This window comes from Pseudomonas sp. 3B-A001-10F, from assembly GCF_056313565.1.
Genome location: NZ_JBQYFW010000009.1, coordinates 61,118 through 75,482 on the forward strand (window position 1 = coordinate 61,118; position 14,365 = coordinate 75,482).

Annotated in this window: 11 protein-coding genes; 5 read left to right on the forward strand and 6 right to left on the reverse strand. The window is 59.9% G+C overall.

What is annotated here, in order from left to right; genetic code table 11:
* The first annotated feature begins 107 nt into the window (after nt 1-107).
* From AC0ZWN_RS11255 to AC0ZWN_RS11270, 4 genes are all read left to right on the forward strand, one after another.
* Nucleotides 108-2,420, forward strand: a complete 2,313-nt coding sequence (locus tag AC0ZWN_RS11255; RefSeq protein WP_093430185.1) for a YgiQ family radical SAM protein — start codon at nt 108-110, stop codon at nt 2,418-2,420.
* A 424-nt stretch (nt 2,421-2,844) separates the two neighbouring features.
* Nucleotides 2,845-6,120: a transglutaminase family protein gene (locus tag AC0ZWN_RS11260; RefSeq protein WP_476335062.1), complete on the forward strand. Its 3,276-nt coding sequence runs from the start codon at nt 2,845-2,847 to the stop codon at nt 6,118-6,120.
* Nucleotides 6,121-6,208: 88 nt separating this feature from the next.
* Entirely contained in the window at nt 6,209-8,695 is a 2,487-nt protein-coding gene (locus tag AC0ZWN_RS11265) for a circularly permuted type 2 ATP-grasp protein (RefSeq protein ID WP_476335063.1), read from the forward strand.
* Nucleotides 8,695-9,585: a transglutaminase family protein gene (locus AC0ZWN_RS11270; protein ID WP_476335064.1), complete on the forward strand. Its 891-nt coding sequence runs from the start codon at nt 8,695-8,697 to the stop codon at nt 9,583-9,585. The genes AC0ZWN_RS11265 and AC0ZWN_RS11270 overlap by 1 nt, the downstream gene beginning before the upstream one ends.
* A 210-nt stretch (nt 9,586-9,795) precedes the next feature.
* On the opposite strand, the gene AC0ZWN_RS11275 is transcribed toward AC0ZWN_RS11270, so the two are convergent.
* Both AC0ZWN_RS11275 and AC0ZWN_RS11280 read right to left on the reverse strand, forming a co-directional pair.
* Nucleotides 9,796-9,993 (reverse strand): hypothetical protein, encoded by a 198-nt coding sequence (locus AC0ZWN_RS11275; RefSeq protein WP_095047310.1) that lies wholly within the window; start codon nt 9,991-9,993, stop codon nt 9,796-9,798.
* Nucleotides 9,994-10,061: 68 nt separating this feature from the next.
* The gene (locus AC0ZWN_RS11280) at nt 10,062-10,649 is read right to left on the reverse strand and encodes an LOG family protein (RefSeq protein WP_093430190.1); all 588 of its coding nucleotides are present in this window, start codon (nt 10,647-10,649) and stop codon (nt 10,062-10,064) included.
* Between the two features lie 340 nt (nt 10,650-10,989).
* On the opposite strand from AC0ZWN_RS11280, the gene azu reads away from it, so the two are divergent.
* Nucleotides 10,990-11,433, forward strand: coding sequence for an azurin (gene azu / locus AC0ZWN_RS11285; RefSeq protein ID WP_095138131.1), 444 nt, complete (start codon nt 10,990-10,992; stop codon nt 11,431-11,433).
* A gap of 200 nt (nt 11,434-11,633) precedes the next feature.
* On the opposite strand, the gene nadE is transcribed toward azu, so the two are convergent.
* From nadE to AC0ZWN_RS11305, 4 genes are read right to left on the reverse strand one after another with little or no spacing between them, the layout of a single operon-like run.
* On the reverse strand, nt 11,634-12,461 hold the full coding sequence (gene nadE, locus AC0ZWN_RS11290; RefSeq protein WP_093430191.1) for an ammonia-dependent NAD(+) synthetase: 828 nt from the start codon (nt 12,459-12,461) through the stop codon (nt 11,634-11,636).
* Between the two features lie 4 nt (nt 12,462-12,465).
* Complete coding sequence (pncB, locus tag AC0ZWN_RS11295) at nt 12,466-13,689, reverse strand: nicotinate phosphoribosyltransferase (protein ID WP_108224408.1); 1,224 nt, start codon at nt 13,687-13,689, stop codon at nt 12,466-12,468.
* Nucleotides 13,690-13,739: 50 nt separating this feature from the next.
* Nucleotides 13,740-13,994 (reverse strand): hypothetical protein, encoded by a 255-nt coding sequence (locus AC0ZWN_RS11300; protein ID WP_476335067.1) that lies wholly within the window; start codon nt 13,992-13,994, stop codon nt 13,740-13,742.
* Nucleotides 13,987-14,256 (reverse strand): hypothetical protein, encoded by a 270-nt coding sequence (locus tag AC0ZWN_RS11305; protein WP_320413829.1) that lies wholly within the window; start codon nt 14,254-14,256, stop codon nt 13,987-13,989. Before AC0ZWN_RS11305 ends, AC0ZWN_RS11300 begins: the two co-directional genes overlap by 8 nt.
* Nucleotides 14,257-14,365: the final 109 nt, after the last annotated feature.

Consider the following 14,365-nt stretch of genomic DNA (forward strand, 5'->3'; position numbering starts at 1 on the left):
AGGCTCGACGCGGGTTGTAAGAGAAACCGACCATTGCCGTCGGAATTGGTTATTTTTTGTGCTATATTCCGCGCCCGCGAATTTTCACTTCAACACCGGTCGTCGACATGCAAGCAGCCAAGCCGTTATTTGACTATCCAAAATATTGGGCCGAATGTTTCGGGCCAGCGCCATTCCTGCCGATGAGCAGGGAGGAGATGGATCAGCTTGGCTGGGATTCGTGCGACATCATCATTGTTACCGGTGATGCCTACGTCGATCACCCGTCGTTTGGCATGGCGATCATTGGCCGGCTGCTGGAGTCCCAGGGCTTCCGTGTCGGGATCATTGCCCAGCCGAACTGGCAGTCCAAAGACGACTTCATGAAGCTCGGCGAGCCGAACCTGTTCTTCGGGGTTGCGGCGGGCAACATGGACTCGATGATCAATCGCTACACCGCGGACAAGAAAATCCGTTCCGACGACGCCTATACGCCCGGCGGCATGGCCGGCAAGCGTCCGGACCGCGCGAGCCTGGTCTACAGCCAGCGCTGCAAAGAAGCCTACAAGCACGTGCCGATCGTGCTCGGCGGCATCGAAGCGTCCCTGCGCCGCATTGCCCACTACGACTACTGGCAGGATCGCGTGCGTAACTCGATCCTGATCGACGCCAGCGCCGACATTCTGCTGTACGGCAACGCCGAGCGCGCGATCGTCGAAGTCGCCCAGCGCCTGTCCTACGGGCACAAGATCGAAGACATCACCGACGTGCGCGGCACCGCGTTCATCCGTCGCGATACGCCGAAAGACTGGTACGAAGTCGACTCGACGCGTATCGACCGTCCGGGCAAGGTCGACAAGATCATCAACCCGTACGTGAACACTCAGGACACCCAAGCCTGCGCCATCGAGCAGGAAAAAGGTCCGGTCGACGATCCGCAGGAAGCCAAGGTCGTACAGATCCTGGCCAGCCCGCGCATGACCCGTGACAAGACCGTGATTCGCCTGCCATCGGTAGAAAAGGTGCGCGGCGACGCCGTTCTGTATGCCCACGCCAACCGCGTGCTGCACCTCGAAACCAACCCGGGCAACGCGCGTGCGCTTGTGCAGAAGCACGGTGAAGTCGACGTCTGGTTCAACCCGCCGCCGATTCCGATGACCACTGAAGAAATGGACTACGTGTTCGGCATGCCTTACGCCCGTGTCCCGCACCCGGCGTACGGCAAGGAGAAGATCCCGGCCTACGACATGATCCGTTTCTCGGTGAACATCATGCGTGGCTGCTTCGGTGGCTGCACCTTCTGTTCGATCACTGAGCACGAAGGCCGGATCATTCAGAACCGTTCCGAAGAGTCGATCATTCGCGAAATCGAAGAGATCCGCGACAAGGTTCCAGGTTTCACCGGGGTCATTTCCGACCTCGGCGGCCCGACCGCGAACATGTACCGCATCGCCTGCAAAACGCCGGAAATCGAATCCGCGTGCCGCAAGCCGTCCTGCGTGTTCCCGGGCATCTGCCCGAACCTGAATACCGACCACTCGTCGCTGATTCAGCTGTACCGCAGTGCTCGTGCCTTGCCGGGTGTGAAGAAGATTCTGATCGCCTCCGGCCTGCGTTACGACCTCGCGGTCGAGTCGCCGGAGTACGTCAAAGAGCTGGTGACCCACCACGTCGGTGGTTACCTGAAGATCGCCCCGGAACACACCGAGGAAGGTCCGCTCAACCAGATGATGAAACCGGGTATCGGCAGCTATGACAAGTTCAAGCGCATGTTCGAGAAGTACACCAAGGAAGCGGGCAAAGAGCAGTACCTGATTCCGTACTTCATCGCCGCTCACCCGGGCACCACCGACGAAGACATGATGAACTTGGCCCTGTGGCTCAAGGGCAACGGCTTCCGCGCCGACCAGGTGCAGGCGTTCTACCCGTCGCCGATGGCCACCGCCACCGCGATGTACCACTCGGGCAAGAACCCGCTGCGCAAGGTCACCTACAAGAGCGACGGCGTGACCATCGTCAAGAGCGAAGAGCAGCGTCGTCTGCACAAGGCGTTCTTGCGTTATCACGACCCGAAAGGCTGGCCGATGCTGCGTGAAGCGCTGATCCGCATGGGCCGCGCTGATCTGATCGGTTCTGGCAAGGATCAGTTGATCCCGACCCATCAACCGGCGACCGACAGCTACCAGAGCGCCCGTCGCAAGAACTCGACACCGGCCGGCAGCCATAAAGTGGCGAAGGACGGTAAAGAGAAGACCACCAAGATTCTCACCCAGCACACTGGCTTGCCGCCGCGTGCCAGTGATGGTGGTAACCCTTGGGACAAGCGGGAGCAGGCCAAGGCGGCGGCGTTTGCCCGTAACCAGCAGGCGGCCAAGGAGCGCAAGGACGCCGCTAAAGGCAAAGGGCCGAAGCCGACCCGCAAGCCGGTCGTACCGCGCTAAACATCACTTGAGCTGAACAGAACGCCAACCTTCGGGTTGGCGTTTTGCATTGCAGGGGCTGGATATTGGGTTGTCCGGGAGATCCATCCCCCTCACCCCAGCCCTCTCCCCCATGGGGGGCGAGGGGGAAGGGAGCAGATCTCCATGCTTTTCAAGATTTGAGTTCGACTCAAGACCTTCAGGTCGGTGTAGCTCGCTTAGTCAACTCGGTCAGTCCCCTCTCCCTACGGGCGGTCCGACGTTTCGGGAGGGTTAGGGTGAGGGGCTCTTCGCAACATTTACGTGCAATCAGCCCAAACCATTTCCCCGCATCGCCCGATTTTGGTGCTGTACTGCCCTAAGCATTCCGGGAAAGCGCCCAAGCCTCTGCATGGCATAAGTCTTGCGCGCTTTCGAATACGCTTAGGCTCGCAGGAGGCACGCCGTGTCGATTCATGTCGCATTGCATCACGTCACGCATTACCGCTATGACCGCGCTGTCGAACTCGGCCCGCAGATCGTACGTCTGCGCCCGGCTGCCCACAGCCGCACGCGGATTCTGTCGTATGCCCTGAAAGTCTCGCCCGAACAGCATTTCATCAACTGGCAGCAAGACCCGCAGGGCAACTACCTCGCGCGATTGGTGTTTCCCGAGAAAACCAATGAGTTGCGCATCGAGGTCGATCTGCTCGCCGAAATGGCGGTGTTCAACCCGTTCGACTTCTTCCTCGAACCCTACGCCGAGAAAATCCCTTTCTCCTACGCCGCCGATGAGCGCAAGGAACTGGCGCCGTACCTCGAAACCCTGCCGCTGACGCCGAAATTCAAAGCCTATCTGGACGCCATCGACCGCACGCCGCTGCCGGCGGTGGACTTCCTTGTGGCGCTCAACCAGCGCTTGAGCGAAGACATCGGCTACCTGATTCGCATGGAGCCGGGCGTGCAGACCCCGGAACACACCCTTGAGCACGCCTCCGGTTCCTGCCGCGATTCGGCGTGGTTGCTGGTGCAACTGCTGCGCAACCTCGGGTTGGCCGCGCGGTTTGTCTCCGGTTATCTGATTCAACTGACCGCAGACGTGAAAAGCCTCGATGGCCCGTCCGGCACTGAAGTCGATTTCACTGACCTGCACGCCTGGTGCGAGGTGTATTTGCCTGGCGCTGGCTGGATCGGACTGGACGCCACGTCCGGGCTGTTCGCCGGCGAAGGGCATATCCCGTTGGCGTGTAGTCCCGATCCGTCCTCGGCGGCACCGATCAGTGGCTTGGTCGAGCCATGCGAATGTGAGTTCAGCCATGAAATGTCGGTGGAGCGGATCTGGGAGGCGCCGCGCGTCACCAAGCCCTACACCGATGAGCAATGGCTGGCGATTCAGGCGCTGGGCCGGCAGATCGATGCTGACCTGTTGGCGGATGATGTGCGCCTGACCATGGGCGGCGAGCCGACCTTCGTTTCCATCGATGACCCGGATGGCGCCGAGTGGAACACCGCCGCGCTGGGGCCGGCCAAGCGGCGACTTTCCGCTGAACTGTTCCAGCGCATGCGCAAGCATTACGCGCCGCAAGGTCTGGTGCATTTCGGCCAGGGCAAGTGGTATCCCGGCGAGCAACTGCCGCGCTGGTCGCTCAATTGCTATTGGCGTCGCGACGGTGCGCTGATCTGGCACAACAACGCACTGATCGCCGATGAGCAGCAGGACTACGGAGCGGATGGCGAGCTGGCCGGACGCTTCCTCGCCAGTGTCGCCGAGCGCCTGAAATTGCCTACACGTTTTGTCTTCCCGGCCTACGAGGATAATTTCTACTACCTCTGGCGCGAGGGGATGTTGCCGAGCAATGTCGCCGCCGAAGATTCACGTCTTGAGGAACCGCTGGAGCGCGCACGCCTGCGCAAGGTCTTCAGTCAGGGCCTGAACAAGGTGATCGGCCAGGTATTGCCGCTGGCGCGCACCGCCAAGGGTGATCAATGGCAGAGCGGGCGCTGGTACCTGCGTGACGAGCATTGCCGACTGGTGCCGGGGGATTCGCCGTTGGGCTATCGCCTGCCGTTGGGGTCGCAGCCGTGGGTGAAGGCCGCCGAGTATCCGTTCATTCATCCTCAGGATCCGAATCAGGACTTCCCTGAGTTGCCGGAAACCGCGCAGCTCAACAGTCATGGCGAACCTGCCGCGACTGACGAACGCGTGCCGAAAATCGACGAATCCGCCGACTGGCTGACCCGCACTGCATTCTGCGCCGAAGCCCGCGAGGGGCGTTTGTACCTGTTCATGCCGCCGCTGGAGCGGGTTGAGGATTATCTGGAACTGGTGGCCGCCATCGAAGCCACCGCCGAAGAGCTGCATTGCCCGGTGCTGCTGGAAGGCTATGAGCCGCCGAGCGATCCGCGTTTGAGCAATTTCCGCATCACCCCGGACCCGGGTGTGATCGAGGTCAATGTGCAGCCGTCGGCGACTTGGGACGAGTTGGTCGAACGCACCGAATTTCTCTATGAAGAGGCGCGCCAGACCCGCCTGACCACCGAGAAATTCATGATCGACGGTCGTCACACCGGCACCGGCGGCGGCAATCATTTCGTTCTCGGTGGGGCGACTCCGGCGGATTCACCGTTTCTGCGCCGCCCGGATCTGCTGCGCAGCCTGATCAGTTACTGGCACAACCATCCGTCATTGTCGTATCTGTTCTCCGGATTGTTCATCGGCCCGACATCGCAGGCTCCGCGGGTCGATGAGGCGCGTAATGATGCTTTATATGAACTGGAAATCGCTTTTGCGCAGATGCCCGAGCCGGGCGAGGAATGCGCGCCGTGGCTGGTTGATCGACTGCTGCGCAACCTGCTGATCGACGTCACCGGCAACACGCACCGTGCCGAGTTCTGCATCGACAAACTGTATTCACCGGACGGTGCCACCGGGCGTCTCGGCTTGCTTGAGCTGCGTGCCTTTGAAATGCCGCCCCATGCGCGCATGAGCCTGGCCCAGCAGTTGTTGCTGCGGGCACTGGTCGCGCGTTTCTGGCGCGAACCTTATGCGCCGCCGAAACTGGCGCGCTGGGGCACTGAACTGCACGACCGTTTCCTGCTGCCGCACTTTATCGAACAGGATTTCGCCGATGTCATCGTCGAACTGAACAATGCCGGTTATCCGCTGCGGGCGGAATGGTTTGCCGCTCACCTGGAGTTTCGTTTTCCCAAGGTCGGCGATTACGCCGTCAACGGCATCGAACTGGAGCTGCGTCAGGCGCTGGAGCCGTGGCATGTCCTGGGCGAGGAGGGTGCGGCTGGTGGCACGGTGCGTTACGTCGACTCATCGCTGGAGCGCTTGCAGGTCAAGGTCAAAGGCCTGCCTCCGCAGCGTTATCTGCTGACCTGTAACGGCATCGCCGTGCCGTTGCATCCGACCGGGCGGGTTGGCGAGTTTGTCGCGGGTGTGCGTTACCGCGCATGGCAGCCGGCCAACTGCTTGCAACCGACCATCCCCGTGCACGCACCGCTGGTGTTCGACCTGCTCGACACCTGGATGGGCCGCTCGCTGGGCGGTTGTCAGTACCATGTCGCGCATCCGGGCGGGCGCAATTACGAGACGTTGCCGGTCAATGCCAACGAAGCCGAGAGCCGGCGGATGGCGCGCTTCTTCCGCGTCGGACACACGCCGGGGAAACTTCCTGTACCGAATGTGGAAATCAGTGACGAGCTACCGATGACAATCGATTTGCGACGTTTCTAAGGCCTACGCGACACGCGGATTTTTCGTATATCCGCGCGTCATGTGCCTGCGTTAGTCTGACCGTTCCTTGCTGTCTGCCGAGCTTTCCATGCCTGACCTGCTAGACCGCTACCCGCTTACGGCGGGCACTTATCACGAACTGCTCGATGGCAGTGGCGCGGTGCGCCCGCACTGGCGGCGATTGTTCGATCAGTTGCAGCGCAGCACGCCGGCGCAACTGCTGCAGCGTCAGGCACTGCTGGCGCGGCAGATTCAGGAAAACGGCGTCACTTATAACGTCTATGCCGACCCGAAAGGCGCGGATCGGCCATGGGAGCTGGATCTGTTGCCGCATGTGATTGCGGCGGATGAATGGCAGCAATTGTCGGCAGGCATCGCTCAGCGCGCGCGACTGCTCAACGCTGTGTTGGCAGATTTGTACGGGCCGCAGCGGTTGATCAGTGAAGGTTTGCTGCCGGCAGAGCTGGTCTTTGGTCACAACAACTTTCTCTGGCCGTGTCAGCATATCGCGCCGCCGGAAGAGATATTTCTGCACCTGTACGCCGTGGATCTGGCACGTACGCCGGACGGGCGCTGGTGGGTGACTGCCGATCGCACACAAGCGCCATCGGGCGCAGGGTATGCCCTGGAAAACCGTACCATCGTGTCGCGCGCCTTTCCCGAGTTGTACCGGGATCTGAAGGTGCAGCATCTGGCGGGATTCTTCCGCACATTGCAGGAAACCCTCGCGCGACAGGCGCCCAGTGACGATGACGCACCGCTGGTGGTACTGCTCACGCCGGGGCGCTTCAATGAAAGCTATTTCGAACATTTGTATCTGGCTCGGCAACTTGGTTATCCGCTGGTCGAGGGCGGTGACCTGACGGTGCGCGACGCCACGGTCTACCTGAAAACCCTCAGTGGTTTGCGTCGGGTGCATGCGATCATGCGCCGGCTCGATGATGATTTCTGCGATCCGCTGGAGTTGCGCACGGACTCGGCACTCGGCGTTCCCGGGTTGCTTGAGGCAGTACGCCAAGGGCGAGTTCTGGTCGCCAATGCGCTGGGTAGCGGCGTACTGGAGTCGCCGGGATTGCTGGGCTTTCTGCCGAAGATCAACCAATACCTGTTTGGCGAAGAACTGATTTTGCCGTCGATCGCGACGTGGTGGTGCGGTGAGGCGCCGGTGTTGGCCCAAGCCCTGGAAAAACTGCCCGAACTGCTGATCAAACCAGCATTTCCTTCGCAGAGCTTCGCGCCGGTCTTTGGCCGTGATCTGAGTGAAAAACAGCGTCAGGCGCTTGCCGAGCGCATGCAGGCGCGTCCTTATGCTTATGTGGCGCAAGAATTGGCTCAACTGTCCCAGGCACCGATCTGGCAGGCGGAAAATGGTCAACTGCAACCACGGGCGATCGGCATGCGCATGTACGCCGTGGCGGGTGCTGACGGTTATCGCGTGCTGCCCGGTGGTCTGACCCGGGTGGCCGCCGAGGCTGATGCCGAAGTAGTGTCGATGCAGCGCGGCGGCGCGAGTAAAGACACCTGGGTGTTGGGCGATCGTCCGCCCAGCGGCGAACAGTGGAAGACTCAACGCAACGTCGGCGTCCACGATCTGGTACGGCGCGACCCGTATCTGCCCTCACGGGTGGTGGAGAACCTGTTCTGGTTCGGCCGATACTGCGAGCGCTGTGATGACAGTGCGCGGTTGCTGCGCATCATGCTCGCGCGGTATGTCGACGGCGACGACCCGCAAGCGTTGCAGGCGGCGGTCGACCTCGGTGAGCGGCTGACGCTGCTGCCGGATGAAGGTGAACTCCCTGAGCGCCTGTTGGCGGCGCTGCTCGGTGAGGACTGGTCGTTCAGCCTGCGTTCCAACCTGCAGCGTTTGCAGTGGGCGGCCTCGCAGGTGCGCGGCAAGCTTTCGCGGGAGAACTGGCAGGCGCTGGTGGAGTTGCAGCGCGAAGCGATGGAACTGGATACCGACGAACCCGACTTCGGCGAACTGCTGGACTTCCTCAACCGGCTGGTGATGTCGCTGGCGGCGCTGTCCGGTTTTGCCCTCGACGACATGACCCGCGATGAAGGCTGGCGCTTTCTGATGATTGGCCGGCGCATCGAGCGACTGCAGTTTCTCAGCAGCAGCCTTGCGGCGTTTCTGCGTGGCGCCGGTGCTTTCGATCAGGCAGGCCTGGAGTGGTTGCTGGAGTTGGGCAACAGCAGCATCACCTACCGCTCACGTTATCTGGCGGTGGCGCAATTGATTCCGGTGCTCGACCTGTTGTTGCTCGACGAGCAGAACCCGCACGCGGTGTTGTTTCAGTTGAAACTGGTGACCCGCACCTTGAAACGTTTGAACGATGATTTCGCGGCGCCACGGGAGGCGGGATTGCCGCAACTGGTCGAGCGTCTGGCGCGGTTTGATCTGGGATGTCTGGAGAATCCGCTGTTCGGGGAATCCAGCGTACGAGCCGCTCTGAATGGTCTGGCGGATCTGCTACAGGACATTGCCGAGGCCAGCGGGCAGGTGTCGGATCGTCTGGCCCTGCGCCATTTCGCCCATGTCGATGACGTCAGCCAACGCACGGTGTCCGTTTGATGAATGCTCGCTACCAGATCCTCCACGACACCTGTTACCACTACGACAGCCCGGTGTCCCTGGCGCAGCAACTGGCGCACTTGTGGCCGCGTGAATGTGCCTGGCAGCGTTGCACCGAACAGCAATTGCTGATCAGCCCGGACCCGACAGCCCGCCGCGATGAGCTCGACGTGTTTGGCAATCCGCTCACCCGGCTGGCCTTCGAACGGCCTCACGATGAATTGCAGGTCAATGCTCGGCTCACTGTTGAGGTGCTGGCGCGGCCGGTGCTGGACTTCAGTCAGTCGCCCGCCTGGGAGCTGACCCGCGATGCGCTGACCTACAGCAGTCAACCGCTGTCCGCTGAGTTGCTCGAAGCTTGTCGCTACCGGTTCCAATCCCCTTACGTGCATTTGAAAAGCAGCTTCGTCGAGTTTTCGCAAAGTTGTTTTCCGCCGGGCAGGCCGTTGCTGCTGGGTGTGCAGGACTTGATGCAGAAGATCTTCAGTGAATTCACCTTTGATGCCGAGGCGACCCAGGTGGCGACACCGCTGGTGGAAGTGCTGGAACGGCGGCGCGGGGTCTGTCAGGACTTCGCTCACCTGATGCTGGCGTGCGTGCGCTCGCGAGGGCTGGCAGCGCGTTATATCAGCGGCTATCTGCTGACCCAGCCACCGCCGGGGCAACCACGCCTGATCGGCGCTGATGCGTCGCACGCCTGGGTGTCGGTGTTTTGTCCGGTGCTGGGCTGGGTGGATTTTGATCCGACCAACAATGTGCAGCCGGCGCTGGAGCACATCACGCTGGCGTGGGGGCGGGATTTTTCCGATGTGTCGCCGTTGCGCGGGGTGATTCTGGGCGGCGGCAATCATGACCCGGAAGTGCGCGTCACCGTAATGCCCCTGGATTAACGCCGATCAAACTGTAGGAGTGAGCCTGCTCGCGATAGCGGTGTGTCAGCAGCAAATATTTACACTGATACACCGCTTTCGCGAGCAGGCTCGCTCCCACAGGGGATTTTGGTGTATTGGGGAGGAGAAGGGCTGTGAGGGCCGGCAGTGGAACCGCCAGCCCCGTCACAAATCCGCAGGGTCTGATTCGATGATCAAACCCGGTGGGGTTCAGGCGTCGGGCGCCTGATCTTTCGGTGTTTCAGTCGCTTCGGTTGCATCAACATCATCTTGCGTCGCCACTTCACCGTCAGGGTTCAGTGCCGCTTCCTCAGCGGTTTGTTTCTTGCGCTGAAGCTTTTCCTCTTTCTTCTGTTCCTTTGCCAGGTCTCGTTGACGTTTGGCGAAGGAGTAATTGGGTTTGGCCATGGGCGATCCTCTTGGGTCGAAGGTGAGGTTGAGCGGCGCATATTCTGCCTTGTATCGGTGCCTCGTGGTTAGCCGGGTTTTTGGTCGACCCATTTTGGCGTGACGGTCGGCTTCCAGTTATCCAGGGCATCGAGCAGGGTTTGCGCTGATTCGCTCACTTGCAGCATGTCACGGTGTGGCGCGCGAACGAAGCCTTCGCCGACGATATGGTCAAGAAATGCGGTGAGTTTGCTGTAGAAACCGTTCACTTCCAGCAAACCCAACGGCTTGCCGTGGTAGCCGAGCTGGCCCCAGGTCCAGACTTCGAACAGCTCTTCCAGCGTGCCGAGGCCGCCGGGCAGGGCGATGAAGGCGTCGCTCAGCTCGGCCATGCGTGCCTTGCGCGCGTGCATGCCGTCGACCACTTCCAGGCGAGTCAGGCTTTTGTGACCGATTTCCTTGTCCATCAGGCTTTGCGGGATGATCCCGATTACTTCGCCGCCGGCAGCCAGCGCCGCGTCAGCAACAATGCCCATCAAACCCACGGCGCCACCGCCGTAGACCAGGGTCAATTTACGTTCGGCCAAGGCCCGGCCAAGGGCGACGGCGGCTTCGGTGTAGGCCGGAACAGTGCCGGCGTTGGCACCGCAAAATACACAAACGGATTTCAGAGACATGCCTTCCTCCTGGGTCAATCCGTCACAGGGTAATGGCTGGCAAGCCTCGATCCAAGGCCTAAACTTCGCGTTCAGGCGATTCAAAGGTACCGCTGGCGCCACAGGCGTAGGCGGCGAGCAAACTGCACAACAGACCGTTAAAGAACATGACAGGCACTCCGTCTCAGTAGATGCGCCGATCATAGGGCGGGCCGGGAATTCTGGCCGTTAGATTGTTTCGATGAATGTCATAGCCTGAAAGTTGTATACAATTTTTGACTCAAGTCATAGGAACTTGCGAAGATTTCAGGCAGTCTTTCCATCATTCGTGTTTTTGTTAACCCTGCCTTGGAGATTCACCATGTTTTCCAAAGTTGTTGCGGTATCCCTGCTGGCGCTGGCCAGCAGCCAATTGATGGCTGCCGAGTGCAAAACCACCGTTGACTCCACCGATCAGATGTCCTTCAACACCAAGGAAATCGTGATCGACAAGAGCTGCAAGACCTTCACCGTCGAACTGACCCACTCGGGTAACCTGCCGAAGAACGTCATGGGCCATAACCTGGTGATCAGCAAAGAAGCTGACATGCAGCCGATCGCTACCGCTGGCCTGGCCGCCGGTATCGACAAGAACTACCTGCCGGAAGGTGATGCACGCATCATCGCTCATACCAAGATCATCGGCGCCAAGGAAACCGATTCGCTGACCTTTGACGTAGCGAAGATTGCTGATGGCGGCTACGGCTTCTTCTGCTCGTTCCCGGGCCACATCTCGATGATGAAAGGCACGATTACTGTCAAGTAATCAGGACCACCGCGTCATCGTTCTTCGCGAGCAGGCTCGCTCCCACAGGGTTCTGTGTCGGTCACACATTTTGTGAACAACAGATAAACCTGTGGGAGCGAGCTTGCTCGCGAAGGGGCCATCAGCATCAACTGATATCTGTGCCAAAGAAAAGCCCGCTGAGGATCGCTCCTCAGCGGGCTTTTTCATTCCATCAGCGTTTACGGCGCAAACGGCATCACACGCTTGTGATGGGTCTTGTTGTAGGTCGCAACGATGATGTCGAACGCTTCCTGACGCACCGGTTCACCGTGCAGGAACGCATCGATCTCGGCATACGTCACGCCATGCGAAGCCTCATCAGGTTTGCCCGGCGACAAATCCTCAAGGTCTGCTGTCGGGACTTTTTCGACCAGCGACTCCGGGGCGCCAAAGCTGCGCGCAATCGCCCGCACCTGATTCTTCACCAAGCCACTGAGCGGTGCCAGATCACAAGCGCCGTCACCGAACTTGGTGAAGAAACCCATCACCGCTTCCGCCGCGTGATCGGTGCCGATCACCAGACCGTGCGCCGCGCCGGCGATGGTGTACTGCGCCACCATGCGCATCCGCGCCTTGGTGTTGCCCAGTACGAAGTCCACCGACACCGCGTGCTTGCCTTCAAACGCCGCCACTTCACTGGCCAGCGACTTCACCGCCGGGCCGATATTTACGGTATGGCGCTCGTCCGGCGCGATGAAATCCACCGAGGCCTGGGCGTCGTGTTCGTCAAACTGGGTTTCATAAGGCAGACGCACGGCGATGAATTTGTAGCTGTTGTCGCCGGTCTGGTCGCGCAGCTCGCGCATCGCGCGCTGGGCCAACAGGCCGGCGGTCAGCGAATCGACACCACCGCTGATGCCGAGCACCAGCGTCTTGAGCCCGGAATTGACCAGACAATCCTGAATAAAGGTGATGCGCCGGGCGACTTCGGCCTGCAGGGCCTTGTGGTCGGCGAACGGCGGTTGCACCTTGAGCTGTTCAGCAATCTCACGCTGTACGGCTTGCATGAATTCACTCCTTGCTAGATAGACTGGAATCGGCAGGAACCTGGAACACGTGCCGCAAATAGGCGACGAAATTCGGGTCTTTGCAGTGGGACTTGCCTGGCTCGTCGGAGATCTTCGCCACCGGTTGGCCGTTGCAGGCGGTCATTTTAAGCACGATGCTCATCGGTTCGACACCCGGAATGTCACAGGTGAGGTTGGTACCGATGCCGAAGCTGACATTGATCCGCCCGTGCAGCGCACGGAAGATCTCCAGCGACTTGGGCAGGGTCAGGCTGTCGGAGAACACCAGGGTCTTGCTCATCGGGTCGATGCCGAGCCTGTGATAGTGCGCGATGCATTTTTCGCCCCACACCACAGGGTCACCGGAGTCGTGGCGCAGACCATCGAAAAGCTTGGCGAAGAACAGGTCGAAATCGCCGAGGAAGGCATCGGTGGTGATGCAATCAGTCAGGGCAATCCCCAGCAAGCCGCGGTATTCGCGGACCCAGCAATCGAGCGCGGCGATCTGGCTGTCGATCAGCCGTGGACCGAGTTGCTGGTGCGCCATGATCCACTCGTGGGCCATGGTGCCCAGCGGTTTCATGTCCAGCTCGCGGGACAGGTGCACGTTGCTGGTGCCGACGAAACGCCCGGGGAAGTCGTGTTTGAGTACATTCACCACTTCAGCCTGCACGCCATACGAAAAGCGGCGGCGGGTGCCGAAATCGGCGACCTGCAGTTGTGACAACTCGTCGGCCGAGGCGTTGGCGGTTAGCCAGTCGAACTTGCGATAGAGCTGTTCGCGCGCTTGTTCCAGCACGGTTTCGCGGTAGCGATAGCGGTTGCGCACTTCGCTGACGATCGCCAGCAGCGGCACTTCGTAGAGAATCACATGCAGCCACGGCCCGCGCAGGCGGATGAACAATTCGCCGTTCTCGATGCCAGTGTGCAGATACCGCAGGTTAAAGCGGAACAGCCCGAGAAAGCGCAGGAAGTCCGGCTTGAGGAAGCTGATGCGCTCGAGAAAGCTCAGTTGATCGGCGCTCAGGCTCAGTTCGGCCAGACGCTCGATCTGAAAACGGATCTCGGCCAGATACGGGCGCAGATCCTCGCTATTACGGCAACGGAACTCCCATTCGACTTCGACGTTGGGGTAGTTGTGCAGCACCGCCTGCATCATCGTCAATTTGTAGAAGTCGGTGTCGAGCAGGTTCTGCACGATGCGATCGGCAAACACGCTCTCGCTCATAACGGGGTCTCCAAGTGCGCCGCGCCTGTGCGCGGTCTCAATCGATGGCGCTAGTGGCGCATATCAGCGGTGGGGATTGCCAGTGCTTTTTTACTTTCAGGTGAAAGATCCGCTGAGGCCATACACCTTAGCCCGCAAAAATTGTTCATTTTCGGTTGTACCTCAAGTGCGGCGTGAATCACTTGCTCAAGACAGTCCCAGCTCTTTAAATACTCGGCGAGCAGTGAGTGTCTTGGTATTAGCCTGGTTTCAACTGCTTTAATCATGGCTGCTCTTATCATTTCGTTGGTTGCAATTTTATACATGGATGAAATTTCCTTTGAAGGAGATCTGTTCCAGCGTATCAACACCATCCTGAAGTAATACGTAAGCAGGCAGTATTAGTCGATAGAAGTCAGAGTCATTGGTGCCTTTAATAGTGACTGATGTGAAAGTCTCCAAGAGACTGGCGGCGGCGCGGATTCTGAAGCAGGCGTCTTCAAATAACTGATCAGGTGCGGCGTGCGAGTCTATAAAAAAGGTGGGGATATTGGTTGCGTTAGCTTTGAGGGGGTAAAATCGTTGCATGGTGTAAAATCCTTCAGGTCGTTTTAGGCGCGACAGATCGAAGAGCCTATTGCTCTTTTAGTTTGCTAGTAAGGTTATTGGTTGGCTTTCTGCAGAGCCATCGCTTGCT

Coding starts and splice junctions, on each gene's coding strand:
- AC0ZWN_RS11300 (WP_476335067.1), bottom strand. CDS start 13,994: ATGTATAAAATTGCAACCAACGAAATGATAAGAGCAGCCATGATTAAA.
- AC0ZWN_RS11305 (WP_320413829.1), bottom strand. CDS start 14,256: ATGCAACGATTTTACCCCCTCAAAGCTAACGCAACCAATATCCCCACC.
- AC0ZWN_RS11255 (WP_093430185.1), top strand. CDS start 108: ATGCAAGCAGCCAAGCCGTTATTTGACTATCCAAAATATTGGGCCGAA.
- AC0ZWN_RS11265 (WP_476335063.1), top strand. CDS start 6,209: ATGCCTGACCTGCTAGACCGCTACCCGCTTACGGCGGGCACTTATCAC.
- azu (WP_095138131.1), top strand. CDS start 10,990: ATGTTTTCCAAAGTTGTTGCGGTATCCCTGCTGGCGCTGGCCAGCAGC.
- AC0ZWN_RS11280 (WP_093430190.1), bottom strand. CDS start 10,649: ATGTCTCTGAAATCCGTTTGTGTATTTTGCGGTGCCAACGCCGGCACT.
- nadE (WP_093430191.1), bottom strand. CDS start 12,461: ATGCAAGCCGTACAGCGTGAGATTGCTGAACAGCTCAAGGTGCAACCG.
- AC0ZWN_RS11275 (WP_095047310.1), bottom strand. CDS start 9,993: ATGGCCAAACCCAATTACTCCTTCGCCAAACGTCAACGAGACCTGGCA.
- pncB (WP_108224408.1), bottom strand. CDS start 13,689: ATGAGCGAGAGCGTGTTTGCCGATCGCATCGTGCAGAACCTGCTCGAC.
- AC0ZWN_RS11270 (WP_476335064.1), top strand. CDS start 8,695: ATGAATGCTCGCTACCAGATCCTCCACGACACCTGTTACCACTACGAC.